At 72.1% G+C, this 16,799-nt stretch carries 16 protein-coding genes, 1 tRNA gene and 1 pseudogene; 11 read left to right on the top strand and 7 right to left on the bottom strand.

Annotated elements, in window-relative coordinates:
- A partial coding sequence (locus ACFVWU_RS40810) for an ATP-binding cassette domain-containing protein (protein ID WP_387630801.1) occupies positions 1-199 on the bottom strand: 199 nt, incomplete at its 3' end.
- A gap of 298 nt (positions 200-497) precedes the next feature.
- Here ACFVWU_RS40810 and ACFVWU_RS40805 point away from each other — a divergent pair.
- The 3 genes from ACFVWU_RS40805 (at position 498) to ACFVWU_RS40795 (ending at position 2,044) form a co-directional block, all read left to right on the top strand.
- A tRNA-Leu gene (locus tag ACFVWU_RS40805) sits at positions 498-582 on the top strand.
- Between the two features lie 137 nt (positions 583-719).
- Positions 720-1,586, top strand: a complete 867-nt coding sequence (locus tag ACFVWU_RS40800) for a Bax inhibitor-1/YccA family protein (protein ID WP_387630799.1) — start codon at positions 720-722, stop codon at positions 1,584-1,586.
- Positions 1,587-1,675: 89 nt separating this feature from the next.
- Complete coding sequence (locus tag ACFVWU_RS40795; protein WP_387630798.1) at positions 1,676-2,044, top strand: hypothetical protein; 369 nt, start codon at positions 1,676-1,678, stop codon at positions 2,042-2,044.
- A gap of 34 nt (positions 2,045-2,078) precedes the next feature.
- Here ACFVWU_RS40795 and ACFVWU_RS40790 read toward each other — a convergent pair whose 3' ends face one another.
- From ACFVWU_RS40790 to ACFVWU_RS40780, 3 genes are all read right to left on the bottom strand, one after another.
- The gene (locus ACFVWU_RS40790; protein ID WP_387630795.1) at positions 2,079-3,008 is read right to left on the bottom strand and encodes a hypothetical protein; all 930 of its coding nucleotides are present in this window, start codon (positions 3,006-3,008) and stop codon (positions 2,079-2,081) included.
- Between the two features lie 290 nt (positions 3,009-3,298).
- Complete coding sequence (locus tag ACFVWU_RS40785) at positions 3,299-4,519, bottom strand: acetyl-CoA C-acetyltransferase (protein ID WP_387630793.1); 1,221 nt, start codon at positions 4,517-4,519, stop codon at positions 3,299-3,301.
- A gap of 63 nt (positions 4,520-4,582) precedes the next feature.
- Positions 4,583-5,689, bottom strand: a complete 1,107-nt coding sequence (locus tag ACFVWU_RS40780; RefSeq protein ID WP_387630790.1) for an SGNH/GDSL hydrolase family protein — start codon at positions 5,687-5,689, stop codon at positions 4,583-4,585.
- A gap of 213 nt (positions 5,690-5,902) precedes the next feature.
- On the opposite strand from ACFVWU_RS40780, the gene ACFVWU_RS40775 reads away from it, so the two are divergent.
- The 5 genes from ACFVWU_RS40775 (at position 5,903) to ACFVWU_RS40755 (ending at position 11,044) form a co-directional block, all read left to right on the top strand.
- The gene (locus ACFVWU_RS40775) at positions 5,903-7,306 is read left to right on the top strand and encodes a cystathionine beta-synthase (RefSeq protein ID WP_387630789.1); all 1,404 of its coding nucleotides are present in this window, start codon (positions 5,903-5,905) and stop codon (positions 7,304-7,306) included.
- A gap of 496 nt (positions 7,307-7,802) precedes the next feature.
- Positions 7,803-8,141: a hypothetical protein gene (locus tag ACFVWU_RS40770; protein ID WP_387630787.1), complete on the top strand. Its 339-nt coding sequence runs from the start codon at positions 7,803-7,805 to the stop codon at positions 8,139-8,141.
- A 202-nt stretch (positions 8,142-8,343) separates the two neighbouring features.
- A complete protein-coding gene (locus tag ACFVWU_RS40765; protein ID WP_387630784.1) occupies positions 8,344-9,633 on the top strand; it encodes an Ig-like domain-containing protein in 1,290 nt (429 codons plus the stop codon).
- 65 nt (positions 9,634-9,698) lie between these two features.
- Positions 9,699-10,250, top strand: a complete 552-nt coding sequence (locus tag ACFVWU_RS40760; protein WP_387630782.1) for a SigE family RNA polymerase sigma factor — start codon at positions 9,699-9,701, stop codon at positions 10,248-10,250.
- Positions 10,247-11,044: a hypothetical protein gene (locus tag ACFVWU_RS40755; RefSeq protein WP_387630780.1), complete on the top strand. Its 798-nt coding sequence runs from the start codon at positions 10,247-10,249 to the stop codon at positions 11,042-11,044. Before ACFVWU_RS40760 ends, ACFVWU_RS40755 begins: the two co-directional genes overlap by 4 nt.
- Before the next feature lie 10 nt (positions 11,045-11,054).
- Here the strand turns inward: ACFVWU_RS40755 and ACFVWU_RS40750 are convergent, their stop codons facing one another.
- On the bottom strand, positions 11,055-11,417 hold the full coding sequence (locus ACFVWU_RS40750) for a cupin domain-containing protein (RefSeq protein WP_387630778.1): 363 nt from the start codon (positions 11,415-11,417) through the stop codon (positions 11,055-11,057).
- Positions 11,418-11,554: 137 nt separating this feature from the next.
- Positions 11,555-12,217, bottom strand: a complete 663-nt coding sequence (gene msrA, locus ACFVWU_RS40745; RefSeq protein ID WP_387630804.1) for a peptide-methionine (S)-S-oxide reductase MsrA — start codon at positions 12,215-12,217, stop codon at positions 11,555-11,557.
- Positions 12,218-12,323: 106 nt separating this feature from the next.
- Between msrA and ACFVWU_RS40740 the strand changes: the two genes are divergently transcribed.
- Entirely contained in the window at positions 12,324-13,478 is a 1,155-nt protein-coding gene (locus ACFVWU_RS40740; RefSeq protein WP_380612138.1) for a cystathionine gamma-synthase, read from the top strand.
- 5 nt (positions 13,479-13,483) lie between these two features.
- On the opposite strand, the gene ACFVWU_RS40735 is transcribed toward ACFVWU_RS40740, so the two are convergent.
- Positions 13,484-13,966, bottom strand: coding sequence for a MarR family winged helix-turn-helix transcriptional regulator (locus ACFVWU_RS40735; protein ID WP_387630776.1), 483 nt, complete (start codon positions 13,964-13,966; stop codon positions 13,484-13,486).
- Positions 13,967-14,088: 122 nt separating this feature from the next.
- On the opposite strand from ACFVWU_RS40735, the gene ilvA reads away from it, so the two are divergent.
- Positions 14,089-15,300, top strand: coding sequence for a threonine ammonia-lyase (ilvA, locus tag ACFVWU_RS40730; RefSeq protein WP_387630774.1), 1,212 nt, complete (start codon positions 14,089-14,091; stop codon positions 15,298-15,300).
- 211 nt (positions 15,301-15,511) lie between these two features.
- Positions 15,512-16,462 (top strand): annotated as a pseudogene (locus tag ACFVWU_RS40725) (ATP-binding cassette domain-containing protein); the annotation flags it as partial.
- Between the last annotated feature and the right edge of the window lie 337 nt (positions 16,463-16,799).

Genomic DNA, 16,799 nt, shown 5'->3' with positions numbered 1-16,799 from the left:
CGAGGCCGGCCATGCAGTGCATCAGGGTCGACTTGCCGGAGCCGGAGGGGCCCATGATGGCGGTGAACTCGCCCTGGGGGAACACGACGCTGACGTTGTCGAGGGCGACGACGCGGGTCTCCCCCTCCCCGTAGACCTTGTTCAGGCCGGTGGCGCGGGCGGCCGCGGTGCGGACGGCGGTTGCGGTCGACGTGGTCACGGGGGGTACTCCTTGCTGGCCGGCTGACGTGTACCTCCATGCTCCGCGACGTGATCATGGTCTGGCGTCGCTCCGCCGAAGGGTTGGCTCTACCACCGGCGGGCGTACGGGCGGGGCTGGTCCTCCTCCTGCGGTATGAGGGCAACCCTGAGAGAGGCCCGATGGCCGGAATCACCGTGCTTCGTGGCCGAAATCCCGAACAGTTCGTCAGATGGCAAGGAAACATGACAACTTCCCGGGCTGGGAACATGCGAAAGGGCGAGCCGGGCGACTAGGCTCAGGGGTGCTTTCGCGGGACGCCCGGATGGTGGAACGCAGACACGGGCAGCTTAAAACTGCTTGGCCGCGAGGCCGTGCCGGTTCGAGTCCGGCTCCGGGCACCACTCGACCCGCGGGGGCGCCGTCGGCGTCCCCGTCGGGAGTCGTTCACCGTATCCTCCTCGCGGCGTATCCCGAATCCTTTGCCAAGCCATTACCCTGGTGCGCGGGCGGTGCAGTGCCGCCACGGAGGGAATGAGCAATGAGAAGCAGCAACCCGGTCTTCTCGCGGGAGGGGTCCTTCACCCGCGAGCCCGGCTACGCGGGGTTCGGTACCACCTCGCAGGCCGGGAGCCAGTACGGCAACCCCTATGCGGGCACCCCCTACGCCCAGCCGCAGGGGCAGGGCCCGCTGACGGACGAGCAGCTGTACCAGATGTACAACGGGCCGTCGGCCGGCCCGACGGCCACCGGGCGGATGACGCTCGACGACGTGGTCGCCCGTACCGCCATGACGCTGCTGACCGTGGTCGCGGCCGGTGCGGTGGCCTGGTTCACGCTGCCGTTCGAGAACTTCGGCTTCGCGGTCGGCGCCTCGTTGATCGCCGCGATCGTCGGTCTGGTCGTCCAGTTCCGGGAGAAGATCAGCCCCGCCCTGGTCCTGGCCTACGCGGCGTTCCAGGGCTTCGCGCTGGGTGCGGTCACCCACGCCCTCAACACCATCTGGTCCGGCATCGCGATCCAGGCGGTGCTGGGCACGGCGGTGGTCTTCGGTGCGACGCTCTACGTCTACAAGAGCGGTCGGCTCCGGGTCAGCTCGAAGTACCGCCGGATCGGCCTCGCGATCGGCCTGGGCTTTTCGGCGCTGCTGCTGATCAACTGCATCGCCTGGGCGTTCGGCGGCGGCCTCAACACCTGGGGAGGTCCGCTGGGCGTCGGCATCGGCCTGCTCGGCATCGCCATCGGCGCGTTCTACCTGACGCTGGACCTCAACGAGGTCGAGGAGGCGATCGCCCGGGGTGCCCGGCAGGAGGAGGCCTGGCGCGCCGCCTTCGGGCTCACTTTCTCGCTGGTGTGGATCTACTTCGAGATGCTGCGCCTCATCGCGAGCCTGCGCGGCGACGACTGACGCCCAGTCCCCGCCGTACCACTGCCGCCGGGCCCCGGAGCGAACCGCTCCGGGGCCCGGCGGCTTTCCGCTGTTCTAGGCTCGACCGCATGCATGACGTACAGCCCCTGGTCGAAGCCGTCGACAAACTGGCGGATCGTTTCCGCTCGCTGCCGCAGAGCAAGCTGCTGGGCGCCGTGCCCGGGTACTCCTCGCGGGCGGCGGCCGTGCTGGCGTTGGCCCGGCGGCTGGCCGCGCTGGCGCTGGCGGCGGAGGGCGGGCCGCAGCGGGAGTTCCCGGACGCCGGGGCCTTCGCGGTGGGGGACCAGCTGGCCGTCGCCGGGCACGACCTGGCGGCCGCGCTCGCGGCACTGCCCGGAGGCACCGTGGTGGCGCTGCCGGAGGGGCCGGCCACCGTGGGCGAGGTACTGGCCGGGGCGGTGGCCGCGGTGCGGGAGACCGCCGAACTCTGCGTCTGAGCCGGTACGGGCGCGTCGTGCGGCCGAGGTGGCGTCAGATGCTGGCGACCACCCGGTCGGCGAGCACGTAGACGGCCTCCTCGTCGGTGGAGAAGGTCAGCGAGTACGAGCCGGAGAAGCGCGAGCCGCCGAGCAGCCGGACGTGCTCACCGGCGCGGACCGCGTCGATCAGCCGGTAGGCGGCCTCCCGGTCGCCCGGGGCCACGCACAGCGTGGTGCCGTCGGCGAAGGCGTACACGTCCAGGGTGCCCAGCGGGCCCGGGCGGACGTCGACCAGGGCGACGGCCTCCTCGGCGAGGGCGGCCAGCCGGGTGTCGGTCCACTCGCGGGACGGCGCCTGGCTCGGCACGAAGTCGGGGTGCGAGGGGTGGCGGCGCGGGTCGGGCGCGGCGACCGGGGCGTCCGCCACGGCCGGCTCGGTGTCCAGCAGCCCGGCCTCCAGGCCGGTGGCCAGCAGGTCGGCCTCGCGGCGGGCCCGGGCGTCCTTGGCGGCCTCGCCGACCGGGTGGCCGGGGCGCAGCGGTGCGCCGCCCTCGGTGCCGGGCTCGGCCGGGCCGGTGCCGCCCTCGTTGATCAGGTCCTCCAGCGCGGAGCGCAGCGCCTCGCCGAACTCCGGGTCCATCGTCCCGGCGTTGTCGGCGGCGTCCTGCGGGCCGGTGGGGCGGGGGAAGAACAGCGGCCACTCCTCGGTGCCGGCCAATACCCCGCTGAAGGGGGAGTCGAACAGTGGCGCGTCCTCGGCCGCGCGGGCCTCCTGCTCGGCCCAGAACGCCCGGGCCTCGGTGATCTCCCGCTCGCGGTCGGCGGCGAGCGCCTCGGTGACGGCCCGGCGTATCGCGGCCTCGTCGACCGGTGCGGGCGCGGCCTGCGCGTCCAGTCGGCGGGAGAGTCCCCGGAGGTGGAGCAGCGCGGCGGTCGACACGGCGATCAGGACCAGCAGCAGGATGGTGTAGACGGCGCTCACGGAACGTACTCCTAGCGAGGAGCGGAACGGGGTTACGTGTCCACACTGCCGCATGCGGTGCTGTTACCGCAGTGGCGAATGTCTAATTCGTCCGAGACTTTCGGCCTTGTCCCCAAATTGTTAGGTAACACCGTTCTACGCAGTGGAGTTGATCCACTCCGCAGTGTCGATCTCCGGGCCGGAGGCGAACGGGAGGAGGGCCGGATCGACCTCGCGGTGTGATCCGGCCCTCAATTACGCTACGTCACTCCAAACGGGTGGTCCAGACCGTTCGGAGTGGTTCGGCGGGGTCAGCTCAGGCGCTCGATGACCATGGCCATGCCCTGGCCGCCGCCGACGCACATGGTCTCCAGGCCGAACTGCTTGTCGTGCCACTGCAGGGAGTTGATCAGCGTGGTGGTGATCCGGGCGCCGGTCATGCCGAAGGGGTGGCCGACCGCGATGGCGCCGCCGTTGACGTTCAGCTTGTCCAGGTCGATGCCGAGGTCGCGGTAGGAGGGGATCACCTGGGCGGCGAAGGCCTCGTTGATCTCGACCAGGTCGATGTCACCGATGGTCAGGCCGGCCCGCTTGAGCGCCTGCTTGGAGGCCTCGACCGGGCCGTAGCCCATGATCTCGGGGGAGAGTCCGCTGACGCCGGTGGAGACCACCCGGGCGAGCGGGGTGATGCCGAGCTCGCGGGCCTTGGTGTCGGACATGATGACCAGCGCGGCGGCGCCGTCGTTGAGCGGGCAGCAGTTGCCGGCGGTGACGGTGCCGTCGGGGCGGAACACCGGCTTCAGGCCGGACACGCCCTCCAGGGTGACGCCGGCGCGCGGGCCGTCGTCCGTGCTCACCACGGTGCCGTCCGGGAGCGTGACCGGGGTGATCTCGCGCTCCCAGAAGCCGGCCTTGATCGCTGCCTCGGCGAGGTTCTGCGAGCGGACGCCGAACTCGTCCTGCTCGGCGCGGGTGATGCCCTTGAGCGCGGCCAGGTTCTCGGCGGTCTGGCCCATCGCGATGTAGGCGTCCGGCAGCAGGCCGTCCTCGCGCGGGTCGTGCCACTCCCCGCCGCCCTCCTCGGCGCGCTTCTTGGTGCGGGCCTGGGCCTCGTCGAAGATCGGGTTCATGGTGCCCGGCAGGCCGTCGGAGGTGCCCTTGACGCTGCGTGAGACGGTCTCGACGCCGGCCGAGATGAAGACGTCGCCCTCGCCGGCCTTGATCGCGTGCAGTGCCATCCGCGTGGTCTGCAGCGAGGAGGAGCAGTACCGGGTGATGGTGGCGCCGGGCAGGTAGTCCATGCCCATCTGCACGGCCACGATGCGGGCCAGGTTGTGGCCCTGCTCGCCGCCCGGCAGACCGCAGCCGAGCATCAGGTCGTCGATCTCGCGCGGGTCGAGCTGCGTGACCTTGGCCAGGGCGGCCTGGATGATGTGGGCGGTCAGGTCGTCCGGGCGGACATCCTTGAGCGAGCCCTTGAAGGCCCGGCCGATCGGCGAACGGGCGGCGCTGACGATGACGGCTTCGGGCATGACGGGCTCCTCGCTGAGTGACGACGGACTGGCGGTCCGGGAGGTAAGCTACCGCTTAGTCATTCAGGCGTCACCGGCTCCAGCGTGTGAGCTGGCCGACGTGTTCCCGGGGTCCGTGTCGGGATCCGTGTCGGGACCCTCATCGGGATCCCCACCAGCTTCTTTCCCACCCTCCGGGCCCGGCAGGCCGATCCGCAGCCGATGCCTCAACAAGGCCCAGCGCCGGCCCGCGCCCTCCGCCTCCACGGCCGCCACCTCGGTGCCCGCCCGTCCGGCGGCCGTCGCGGCGGCCACCGCGACCGGCAGCACCGTCCCGCCCGGGACCGGAGCGCTCGGGCGCTCCTCCTCCGGCCACAGGCCGAGCGTCGCGCAGACCGAGGGCAGGACGGCCATCGAGGCGGTGGCGTAACCCTGGGCGGAGGGGTGGTAGCGGTCGGCGGCGAACATCTCCGGGCGGGCGGCGAACTCCGGGCCCAGCAGCGAGCCGAGCGAGACGGTGCGGCCGCCCGCCTCCACCACCGCGATGGTCTGCGCGGCGGCCAGCTGGCGGCTCAGCCGCCGCGCCACCCAGCGCAGCGGCGGGTGCACCGGCTTGATCGTCCCGAGGTCCGGGCAGGTGCCCACCACCACCTCGCAGCCGTTGGCGCGCAGGGCGGCGACGGCCTCGCCGAGCTGGCGGACGGCGACCTGGGCCGGGCTGTGCCGGGTCACGTCATTGGCGCCGATCATGATCACGGCGACGTCGGGGCGGTGCGGCAGTGCCTGTTCCAGCTGGCCGGAGAGGTCGGCGGAGCGGCCGCCGGAGCGGGCCACGTTGACCAGCCGCACCGGGCGCTCGGCCACCGAGGCCAGGCCCGCCGCCAGCAGCGCGCCCGGGGTCTCGCGGGCGCGGGCCACGCCGAGGCCGGCGCCGGTGGAGTCGCCGAGGACGGCCAGCACCAGCGGCGGCTGCGGGGCGGCGGAGCGGTCGGCGAAGGCCTCGCCGTAGACGCCGTCGGCCTTGGGCGGGACGGTCTCCAGGATGCCGATGGCCTGGATGGCGAGTTTGCTCTCGGTCAGCAGCAGGCCGACCAGGCCCACCCCCAGCAGGCCGAGCCCGCCGCCGCCGTACGCCGCCGCGGTGGCGATCCGGCGGGCCACCCGAGCCCGCGAGTCCCGTGCGCCTGGCATCCGGTGCCCCCTTCGCGTCCTCGTGCCGCCCCCCGGGGGACGCGCATCGTCTGCACAGCGGTCTTACCCGGATGGGGGGCGGCAGTACCGGAGGTGGCGGCGGGGGTGGGCCATTGGGGGAGGTGCGCCGGAGGGGAGCCCCGGGGCGGCGCCCACGCCCTAGGCTTTGCCTTACCGAAAGCACTCGCATGCCCATAGACCGGGAGGACCCCCGTGCGGTACCACAACTCGATCATCGACCTGGTCGGCAACACGCCGCTGGTCAAGCTGAACAAGGTCACCGAGGGCATCAGCGCGACAGTGCTGGCGAAGGTCGAGTACTTCAACCCCGGCGGCTCGGTGAAGGACCGCATCGCGATGCGCATGATCGAGGCCGCCGAGGCCTCGGGCGCACTCAAGCCGGGCGGCACGATCGTGGAGCCGACCTCGGGCAACACCGGTGTCGGTCTGGCGATCGTGGCCCAGCAGAAGGGCTACAAGTGCATCTTCGTCTGCCCTGACAAGGTGTCCACCGACAAGATCAACACCCTGCGCGCGTACGGCGCCGAGGTGGTCGTCTGTCCGACCGCCGTCGCCCCGGAGCACCCGGACTCCTACTACAACGTCTCCGACCGCCTCGTCCGCGAGACCCCGAACGCCTGGAAGCCGGACCAGTACTCCAACCCGGACAACCCGGCCTCGCACTACCACTCCACCGGCCCGGAGCTGTGGGAGCAGACCGACGGGAAGATCACCCACTTCGTGGCGGGCGTCGGCACCGGCGGCACCATCTCCGGCACCGGCAACTACCTGAAGGAGGTCTCCGGCGGCAAGGTCAAGGTCATCGGCGCCGACCCGGAGGGCTCGGTCTACTCGGGCGGCACGGGCCGTCCGTACCTGGTCGAGGGCGTCGGTGAGGACTTCTGGCCGACGGCCTACGACCGCGACGTCGCGGACGAGATCGTCGCCGTCTCCGACAAGGACTCGTTCCAGATGACCCGCCGCCTGGCCAAGGAGGAGGGCCTGCTGGTCGGCGGCTCCTGCGGCATGGCCGTGGTGGCCGCGCTGGAGGTGGCCCGCGGGCTCGGGCCGGACGACGTCGTGGTGGTGCTGCTGCCGGACGGCGGCCGCGGCTACCTGTCGAAGATCTTCAACGACGACTGGATGGCCGACTACGGCTTCCTGCCCTCGGCCACCGACGAGGCCCACATCGGCGAGGTGCTGGGCCGCAAGGAGGCCATCGAGCAGGGCGGCATCCCGCAGTTCGTCCACATGCACCCGAACGAGACGGTCGCCGAGGCGGTCCGGGTGCTGCGCGAGTACGGCGTCTCGCAGATGCCGGTGGTCTCCCCGGGCGCCGGGCACCCGGACATCATGGCCGGCGAGGTGATCGGCTCGGTGGTGGAGAAGCTGCTGCTGGAGGGCATCTTCGCGAAGGAGATCGAGCTCACCGACACCCTGGACAAGGTGATGTCCAAGCCGCTGCCGGTGGTCGGCTCCGGTGAGACCGTCACCAACCTGATGACCGTGCTGGAGAAGGCCGACGCGGCGGTCGTGCTGGTGGAGGGCAAGCCGCAGGGCATCGTCACCCGCCAGGACCTGCTGAGCTTCCTGACCACCCGCGGCACCGCCCACTGACGCTCGGTCACCCCGCTTCGCCCGCGCACGGATCCGGTGGGTTCGTCCACGGGCGAAGTGGTACACCGGCGTCACCTGCCCGCAGCACGTGGTTAACAACGCTCCGGCATCGTGGTGGTCAACGGCAAGACGCCGAGCGAGACGGCGGCGGCCCACCGGGAGCGGCTCCCCGGTGGACGCGGTCGGCTCCGGACACGTCGGACGGTCCTGACCCGGCCCGTCGTGTCCGCCCTCCCCGACCGGCATCGGAGGGAGGGGCCTCCGCGGGAGGCGCCGTCGTCCCGCCCCTGTCCGGCTCCGGCCGGTCGACAGGGTGCGGCGGCTCCCGCGGCACACACCGCGCCGTACGGCGCGTCTCCGCGGCTCCCGGGTGGGGGAGCCGATGCGGAGAGACGGTGGGGCCGGTCCTTCTCCGAGGGGCCGGCCCTTCCCGTGCGCCCCGGCCTCGCGTGCGCCCCGGCGGCCCGTCGCTCCGTCGTCCCGTACGCTCGCACGCATGACCAGCACTGAAACGACCGACCAGGACGCCCCGCGTTACGTCAAGCTCAAGATCGAGCTGATCGCGGAGATCACCGACGAGGGCGCGCTCAAGGCGGCCGCCCTGAAGCGGGTCGCCGAGGACGAGTACCTCGACGACGAGGAGCGGGCCCAGTCCGTCGAGGCCATCGAGGTGGACCCGTCGGGTTCGCTCGCCCACTTCATCGACCCCGTCGCGCTGCTCGGGGACGTTCCGGGCGTCGAGCTCGCCTCGGCGACCTGGGAGTCGGCGCAGACCGAGTTCGACCCCGAGAGCGAGGAGTGGGACGAGTACACCGTGGACGAGTCGGCCGAGTAACGGCCGTCCGTACCGTGGCCGCTCGTACTGTGGCCGCTCGTGAACGCCCGGTCCGCTTCGGCGGACTGGGCGTTTTGTCCATGTTCGCCGGGAAGTTGGGTCATCTCATACGATCACTTACCCTTCGGTGATGGAACCGTGAACGGGTGGATTGCGTTTCTGTATCCGTAAATGCCCGGGATGATCAGCAGGGAGACGCGACGTGACGGCACAGGACGGTCAGGGGCGGGTGGCCGGAGGGAACTGGAGTCGACGCGGAGTGCTCGCGGGCCTGATCGGGGCTCCGGTGCTGCTGCTGGCGGCCTGCAACGACAACAGCGGCGGCGGCAGCGGGGGCAGCGGGGGCAGCGGTGGATCCGGCGGCTCCGGAGCCAGCGGCACCCCGGGCCAGGGCGGCGGGAGCGGCACCCCGAAGACCTCGGCCGCCGTCATCACCGTCAGCCCGGCGGACGGCGCCACCGGCGCCAGCTTCAGCGACCCGGTCAAGGTGACCGTCGCCAACGGCACCCTGGGCACCGTCAAGGTCACCGACTCCACCGGCAAGGAGCTGGCCGGCCAGCTCTCCTCGGACAACACCAGCTGGACCTCGGCCGCGGCTCCGGCCAGCGGTACCAAGTACTCCGTCACCGCCACCGCCCTCGACAAGGACAAGCTGGAGGCGGACGCCAACGCGACCTTCACCACGGCGACCCCGGCCAACACCTTCGTCGGCTACTTCACCCCCGAGGACGGCTCGACCGTCGGCGTCGGCATGCCGGTCTCGATCAACTTCAGCAAGCCGATCACCGACCGCAAGGCCGTCCAGCAGGCGATCACCGTGATAGCGGAGCCGGGCGTCGAGATCGTCGGGCACTGGTTCTCCAGCACCCGGCTCGACTTCCGGCCGCAGGAGTACTGGGCCAAGGGCACCAAGGTCACCCTCAAGCTCCGGCTCAAGGACGTCGAGGGTGCGAAGGGCGTGTTCGGCACCCAGTCCAAGGACGTGGGCTTCACCATCGGCCGCGCCCAGACCAGCGTCGCCGACCTCGCCACCAAGAAGCTCACCGTCACCACGGACGGCCAGGTCAGCGCCGTCTACAAGATCTCCGGCGGCGCCCCCGAGCACACCACCTGGGGCGGCAAGATGGTCATCTCCGAGCAGTTCACCCAGACCCGGATGAACTCGCAGACCGTCAACCTGGGCAGCGAGTACGACATCGCCGACGTGCCGCACGCCCAGCGCCTCACCACCTCGGGCACCTTCGTCCACGGCAACTACTGGTCCTCGCCGTCGATCTTCGGCGGCCAGAACACCAGCCACGGCTGCGTCGGCCTGCAGGACGCCAAGGGCGCGCAGGACAGCAGCACGGACGGCTTCAAGTTCTACAAGTCCTCGATGGTCGGCGACGTGGTCGAGGTCGTGAACTCCGGCGACAAGACCGTCGCCCCGGACAACGGCCTGAACGGCTGGAACCTGAGCTGGGCCGACTGGAAGGCCGGCAGCGCCGTCTGACCCATGCCTGAAGAAACTTCCCGGGCGGACCGAACCTCGCGGTCCGCCCGAGGAGTCAGGTGGGTGTGAAACGCGAGCAGAGACAGCGACGGGACGCCGAGTTCAGCGCGTTCGTCGCCGGGAGCGGCCGCCAACTGTTGAGGCTGGCCGAGTTGTTGACCGGCGACCCGGAGCGGGCCAAGGACATCGTGCAGTCCGCGCTGGAACGCGCCTACCTGCACTGGCACCGGATCACCGGAGACGACCCCACCGCGTACGTCCGCCGGATCGTGGTCAACCAGCACCGCGACTGGTGGCGCCGGCTGCGCAACCGGGAGCTGCCCACCGACCACACCCCGGACCGGCCGCTGGCGGAGGACCTCGCCGAGCTGCAGGCCCAACGGGCGCTGGTGCAGCAGGCGTTGGGCGCGCTCACCCGCCGGGAGCGGACGGTCGTCGTGCTGCGGTACTACGGGGACCTCTCCGAGGCCGCCATCGCGGCCGAACTGGGTATCGCCCCCGGCACGGTGAAGAGCACCCTGCACCGGGCGCTGTCGAAGCTGCGCGCACTCCCCGAACTCGCCGACCGCACCGGCGGAGCGGCGGGTCCCACGACGGACATCGAGGTGACGGTATGAGCTTCGAGGACAGACTCGGAGAGCTGCTCAAGGACGAGGACCCGTTGGCGCCCGGGCCGCAGCCGGCGGAGGTCATCGCCGGAGCCCGGCGGCGCCGAGCCCGGCGCCGGGTGGGGGCCGGGGCGGCCGCCCTGGCGGTGGCGCTGGTCTGCGGGGTGACGGCGGTGACGGCGGGCGGCGCCCGGCACGGCGGGGACGTCGCGGGTGAGACGGGGGCGGCGATGGCGCCCTCGGCGGCGGCGACCGCCCTGGTGCCGGAGGCCGCCCCGACCGCGACCCCGACCCCGACGGCGTCCGCGCTGCCGCTCTCGCCGGTGCGGCGGGTCGAGGTCGGGGAGAAGATCCCAGTCACCGACGACCTCCGGATCTGGTTCACCGCGAACCAACGCTGCGACGAATCCCGTGAGCCCGACGGCAGCTGGCACACCTCCTTCGGGTGCCGGGACGTGCGCAGCGACAACCTGGAGCACGATAAGCCCAGCGTCTACGCCCAGACGAGCGGCAACCGGGACCGCACCGTCGTGGCCAGCTTCTACCTGGGGCCGACCCCGTCCAGGATCGTGGCCTTCCTCAACGGCAAACCGACCGTCGCCACCCTGGTCACCACCACCGGGATGAAGGGGTGGACCGGCTACTACGTGATCCTGCCGCCGCTGCCGGCCTTCGACGCGGCCGCGCACCGGCGGCCGACCAGCCCCGCGATCGGGGCGTACGACGCCGACGGCAAGCTGCTGGCGGAGAACCCCGGCACCACCGCCGACGGCTCCGACGAGAAGGCTCCGGCCCGGCTGTGACCCGGTCCGATCACCGCTTCGCGTAGTCAGCGAAGCCCTGCCAGTCGACGATCACGCACGGCTCGTCGCCCAGGATCCAGGCGTCGTGGCCGGGCGGGCAGACCATGAAGTCGCCGGGGCCGAAATCGGTCTGCTGGCCGTCGTCCATGACGATCCGCATCCGGCCGGAGATCACGTATCCCAGGTGGGCGGCCTGGCAGCTGTCGGTCCTGGCGATCGGTTTCACGTGCTTGGACCACTGCCACCCCGGCTGGAACACGGCCCTGCCGACCGGGCCGGCGTCCAGGTTGACCAGGCGCAGCTCCCCCATGCCCTCCTGGAACAGGCGGACTTCCTCGGGATCGTCGAAGTTCCTGCGGACCAGACCGGACATGGCGTACTCCTCTCCACGAGGGCGGCCCGGCCACCAGCGAGTGGCCGGGCCGGCCCTGCTGGCCATTCCAGTCTGCGGCCGGGACCGGGAGCGGTCGCCTTGAGCGGCCGGCCCCGGTCGGGCCCAGGTGGGGGGGCTCAGCCGCGGGTGCGGGTCACGCCGATCGGGCAGGAGGCGCCGGTGCCGCCGAGACCGCAGTAGCCGTTGGGGTTCCTGGCCTCGGACAGGTACTGCTGGTGGTACGGCTCGGCCGGGTAGAACGGGCCGGCCGGGGCGATCTCGGTGGTGATCGGGCCGAAACCGAGCGCCGTCAGCGCGGGCTGGAAGGCGTCCCGGGTGGCGGCCGCCGCGGCGGCCTGGGCGGGGGAGTGGGTGTAGAGCGCGGAGCGGTACTGGGTGCCCACGTCGTTGCCCTGGCGGTTGCCCTGGGTCGGGTCGTGCGCCTCCCAGAAGGCCTTCAGCAGCCGCTCGTACGAGACCACGGCCGGATCGAACACCACCCGGACCGCCTCGGTGTGCCCGGTCAGCCCGCTGCACACCTCCTCGTACGTCGGGTTCGGGGTGTAACCGCCCTGGTAGCCGACCAGCGTCGTCCAGACGCCGGGCAGCTGCCAGAAGGTGCGCTCGGCGCCCCAGAAGCAACCCAGCCCGAAGTCGGCCACCTCCAGTCCCTCCGGGTACGGCCCGGTGAGCGGGTGGCCGAGCACGGTGTGCGGCTCGGTCAGGGTGAAGGCCGGCGCCTGGCGGCCGGGCAGCGCCTGGTCGGCGGGGACGAGCGAGGTCTTGTCGCGGCTGAACATCACGGCCTGCTCCAGCGGGGTAGGGAGGGTTGCCCACGATTCAACGCACCGGGCGGTCCGCGGATTCCGGCGAGCGCGCCGGTGTACGGCCACTAGGCTCGGAGCCATGACCGAGCACCAGCTTCCCCAGGGCTTCGAGACCCTCGCCATCCACGCGGGTCAGGAAGCAGACCCCCAGACCGGGGCCGTCGTCACGCCGATCTACCAGGTGTCCACCTACAAGCAGGACGGGGTGGGCGGCCTGCGGGGCGGCTACGAGTACAGCCGCAGCGCCAACCCGACCCGCACCGCGCTGGAGGAGTGCCTCGCGGCGCTGGAGGGCGGCGCCCGCGGCCTCGCCTTCGCCTCCGGCCTGGCCGCCGAGGACACCCTGCTGCGCACCATCCTCAAGCCGGGCGACCACATCGTGATCCCCAACGACGCCTACGGCGGCACCTTCCGGCTGTTCGCCAAGGTGCTGACCCGCTGGGGCGTCGAGTTCTCCGTCGCCAACACCCAGAACCTGGACGACGTCCGGGCCGCGCTGCGCCCCAACACCCGCGCGGTGTGGGTGGAGACCCCGTCCAACCCGCTGCTGGGCATCACCGACCTGGCCGCGCTGGCCGAGGTCGCGCACGGTGCAGGGGCGCTGCTGGTGGTGGACAACACCTTCGCCAGCCCGTACCTGCAGCAGCCGATCGCGCTCGGCGCGGACGCGGTCGTGCACTCCACCACCAAGTACATGGGCGGCCACTCGGACGTCGTCGGCGGTGCGTTGGTGCTGGCCGAGGCGGGCCTGGGCGAGGAGGTCGCGTACCACCAGAACGCGATGGGCGCCGTCTCCGGCCCGTTCGACGCCTGGCTGGTGCTGCGCGGCATCAAGACGCTGGGCGTCCGGATGGACCGGCACAGCTCCAACGCGGAGAAGGTCGCCGAGCTGCTGGCGAGCCACCCCAAGGTCAGCCAGGTGCTCTACCCGGGTCTGCCCGAGCACCCCGGCCACGACATCGCCGCCAAGCAGATGAAGGCCTTCGGCGGCATGGTCTCGTTCCGGGTCGCCGGCGGCGAGGAGGCGGCCGTCGAGGTCTGCAACCGCGCGCAGCTGTTCACCCTGGGCGAGTCGCTGGGCGGCGTGGAGTCGCTGATCGAGCACCCGGGCCGGATGACCCACGCCTCGGCGGCCGGTTCGCCGCTGGAGGTGCCGGCCGACCTGGTGCGCGTCTCGGTCGGCATCGAGTCGGTCGACGACCTGCTGGCCGACCTCAAGCAGGCGCTGGGCTGAGTGGGTTACTGCCCCTGCTGGTCCGCCGTGTACGACTCCATCGCGTGGTTGAAGCGGGCCAGCAGGGCGCAGAACGCCTGCTGCTCCTCGGGCGGCCAGTCGGCCGTCAGGCGGCGGGTCAACTCGGCCCGGCCGTCCCGGACTTCGGCGAGCCGGCCGGTGCCGCCCGGGGTCAGCGCGAGGCGTACCGCGCGGCGGTCGGCCGGGTCCTGGACCCGGCCGACCAGTCCGGCCGCGACCAGCGGGGCGACCTGGCGGGTCACCGTGGAGGAGTCCACTCCGAGCGCCTCGGCCAGCGCCTTGACGTTCACGGGCCCGTGCCGTTCCAGGCGGTCGAGCAGCAGGTAGGCGGCCCGGTCCAGCGCGGCGACGCCGCCGCCGGAGGTTCGGACCTGTTCCATCCGGCGGGCGAACACCGCCAGCTGGTACTGGAGCTGGGTGTGCACGGGCTCGGTTCGGTCGGTGGCCTGGGGCGAGGTCGTCGTCATCGCGGCTCACGATCGTCGTGCGGTGAGAGAGTCTCAGAAGCAGCAGCGTACGCGGGCGGGGCGGACCCGGGAACAGCCCCGACGTCCCCGATCGGCTGTGTCGCGAGCCCTACGCTGGGATCATGCACAACTGGCCGCTCACCCTCGACGACATCCGCGGGGCCCAGAAGATGCTCGCCGGGGTCGCCCGGGTGACCCCGATGGAGGGCAGCCGGCACCTGTCCGGGCTGATCGGTTCGCCGGTCCACCTGAAGTGCGAGAACCTGCAGCGCACCGGCTCCTTCAAGTTGCGTGGGGCGTACGTGCGGATCGCGGGGCTCTCGCCGGTGCAGCGGGCCGGCGGGGTGGTGGCGGCGAGCGCCGGGAACCACGCCCAGGGGGTGGCGCTGGCGGCCTCGCTGCTGGGGGTGCGCTCCACCGTCTTCATGCCGGTCGCGGCGCCGCTGCCGAAGGTCGCGGCCACCCGCGAGTACGGCGCCGAGGTGCGGCTGCACGGCGCCACCGTGGACGAGGCGCTGCTGGCCGCACAGCGGTACTCGGAGGCGACCGGCGCGGTGTTCATCCACCCCTTCGACCACTGGGACATCGTCACCGGTCAGGCGACCGTCGGCCTGGAGATCCTGGAGCAGTGCCCCGAGGTGCGCACCATCCTGGTCGGGGTGGGCGGCGGGGGGCTGCTGGCCGGGATCGCGGCGGCGGTCAAGCCGCTGAGGCCGGACGTCAGGGTGGTCGGCGTGCAGGCGGCGGCCGCGGCCGCGTACCCGCCCTCGCTGGCGGCCGGGCGGCCGGTGTCGCTGGAGCACTTCGGCACCATGGCCGACGGGATCATGGTCGGGCGCCCGGGGGACATCCCGTTCGAGGTGGTCAACACGCTGGCGGACGGCATCCGTACGGTCTCCGAGGACGCGCTGTCGCGGGCCCTGCTGCTCGGCCTGGAGCGGCTGAAGCTGGTGGTCGAGCCGGCCGGGGCGGCCCCGATCGCGGCGCTGCTGGAGCAGCCGGACTCCTTCGGGGGCCCGGTGGTGGCGGTGCTGTCCGGCGGCAACATCGACCCGCAGCTGATGCAGCGGGTGCTGCGGCACGGGCTCGCGGCGGCCGGGCGCTACCTGTCGCTGCGGGTGCGCCTGGCGGACAAGCCGGGTTCGCTGGCGGACCTGCTGGGCGTGCTGACCAGGGTGGACGCCAATGTGCTGGACGTCGCCCACGTGCGGATCGACCCCCGGCTGGGGCTGACCGAGGTCGAGGTGGACCTGCACCTGGAGACCAAGGGGCCGGAGCACTGCGCGCTGGTGGTCGGCGAGCTGCGGGACGCGGGGTACGTGGTCTCCAGCTGAGGCTGCCCGGCTGAGGCGGCCGGGCTGTCCGGTTGGGAACCTGTTCGAAGCCCTCTCTTTTAAATCCCCTTGACGCGATGTATCGCGAGTTGCCACACTCGCGATGCATCGCGTTCTGTGTCGACGGCCGGGAACCGAGTCGCCCGCATGCCTGGAATCCAGGCGGATCGGGACAGATCGCTCACATTCGTCCGAGGAGATGAGGCGGGCCATGGCGCCAGCCATCCAAGCCGAGAACCTGGTGAAGACCTTCGGCGACCTCCGGGCCCTGGACGGCGTCAGCCTCGACGTCCCCGAGGGCACGGTGCTCGGGCTGCTCGGCCCGAACGGCGCCGGCAAGACCACCACCGTGCGCGTCCTGACCACCCTGCTCCGCCCCGACTCCGGCCGCGCGGTGGTGGCCGGCGTCGACGTGCTCAAGCATCCGAACAGGGTCCGCAGCCTGATCGGGCTGTCCGGCCAGTACGCGGCGGTCGACGAGTACCTGACCGGCTTCGAGAACCTCACGATGGTCGGCGAGCTCTACCAGATGAGCACCCGCGCCGCGAAGGCCCGCGCGCTGGAGCTGCTGGAGTGGTTCAACCTCACCGAGGCCAAGGACCGCACCGCCAAGACGTACTCCGGCGGCATGCGCCGCCGCCTGGACCTCGCCGCCGCGCTGGTGGTCCGGCCGCCGGTGATGTTCCTGGACGAGCCGACCACCGGCCTCGACCCGCGCAACCGGCTCGCGCTCTGGGAGGTCATCGAGACCCTGGTCGAGCAGGGCACCACGCTGCTGCTCACCACCCAGTACCTGGAGGAGGCCGACCGGCTCGCCCACGACATTGCCGTGGTCGACCACGGCCGGGTGATCGCCCGGGGCACCGCCGACCAGCTGAAGGCGCAGATCGGCGGCGAGCGGATCGAGGTCGTGGTGCACGACCCGGGCCTGGTCGCGGACGCGGTCGCGGCGCTGTCCGGCTACGCGCTCGGCGAGCCCGCCGTGGAGAAGAACACCCGGAAGATCACCGTGCCGGTCAGCGGTGGTGCCCGGGTGCTCGCCGACGCCATCCGCGAACTGGACGGCCGCGGCATAGAGATCGACGACATCGGCCTGCGCCGCCCGACCCTGGACGACGTCTTCCTCACCCTCACCGGTCGCGTCGCCGGGACGGCCGAGGAGGGGCGGCGCCACCGTGCAGGCCTGCCGGGACCTCTTCGGCAACCAGGTCGGGCCGGTGGACGGCGCCTGGCCGATGCAGCACGCGGCGCTGGTGTCGGTGCTGTGGTCGCTGGTGATCACGGCGGTGTTCTCCTGGCTGTCGGTGCGCAAGTACCGCTCGGCCGTGGGGTGAATCGTTTCCGCCCGTGCCTTTCCGGCGCGGAACGCCCGAGGGCGGTGGGCCCCGGCCCGGCCAACACGCACCCCCCCGCCCGAGGTTATGGGGGGCCAAGACCCGCGGGGGGCCCCCCACAGAGACGATAGAAAAAGACCCGGCGGCCGAGTAAGACCTAGGAGC

The organism is Kitasatospora sp. NPDC058190 (assembly GCF_042883685.1).
Taxonomy (GTDB): domain Bacteria; phylum Actinomycetota; class Actinomycetes; order Streptomycetales; family Streptomycetaceae; genus Kitasatospora.
The sequence above is the reverse complement of the archived record's forward strand: the minus strand, read 5'-3'. Positions and strand labels throughout refer to the sequence as shown.

Bases quoted from the DNA above. Each gene is read 5' to 3' on its own strand.
- ACFVWU_RS40795 (WP_387630798.1), top strand. From the start codon at position 1,676: ATGCATGACGTACAGCCCCTGGTCGAAGCCGTCGACAAACTGGCGGAT.
- ACFVWU_RS40785 (WP_387630793.1), bottom strand. From the start codon at position 4,519: ATGCCCGAAGCCGTCATCGTCAGCGCCGCCCGTTCGCCGATCGGCCGG.
- ACFVWU_RS40770 (WP_387630787.1), top strand. From the start codon at position 7,803: ATGACCAGCACTGAAACGACCGACCAGGACGCCCCGCGTTACGTCAAG.
- msrA (WP_387630804.1), bottom strand. From the start codon at position 12,217: ATGTTCAGCCGCGACAAGACCTCGCTCGTCCCCGCCGACCAGGCGCTG.
- ACFVWU_RS40750 (WP_387630778.1), bottom strand. From the start codon at position 11,417: ATGTCCGGTCTGGTCCGCAGGAACTTCGACGATCCCGAGGAAGTCCGC.
- ACFVWU_RS40755 (WP_387630780.1), top strand. From the start codon at position 10,247: ATGAGCTTCGAGGACAGACTCGGAGAGCTGCTCAAGGACGAGGACCCG.
- ACFVWU_RS40735 (WP_387630776.1), bottom strand. From the start codon at position 13,966: ATGACGACGACCTCGCCCCAGGCCACCGACCGAACCGAGCCCGTGCAC.
- ACFVWU_RS40780 (WP_387630790.1), bottom strand. From the start codon at position 5,689: ATGCCAGGCGCACGGGACTCGCGGGCTCGGGTGGCCCGCCGGATCGCC.
- ilvA (WP_387630774.1), top strand. From the start codon at position 14,089: ATGCACAACTGGCCGCTCACCCTCGACGACATCCGCGGGGCCCAGAAG.
- ACFVWU_RS40800 (WP_387630799.1), top strand. From the start codon at position 720: ATGAGAAGCAGCAACCCGGTCTTCTCGCGGGAGGGGTCCTTCACCCGC.
- ACFVWU_RS40740 (WP_380612138.1), top strand. From the start codon at position 12,324: ATGACCGAGCACCAGCTTCCCCAGGGCTTCGAGACCCTCGCCATCCAC.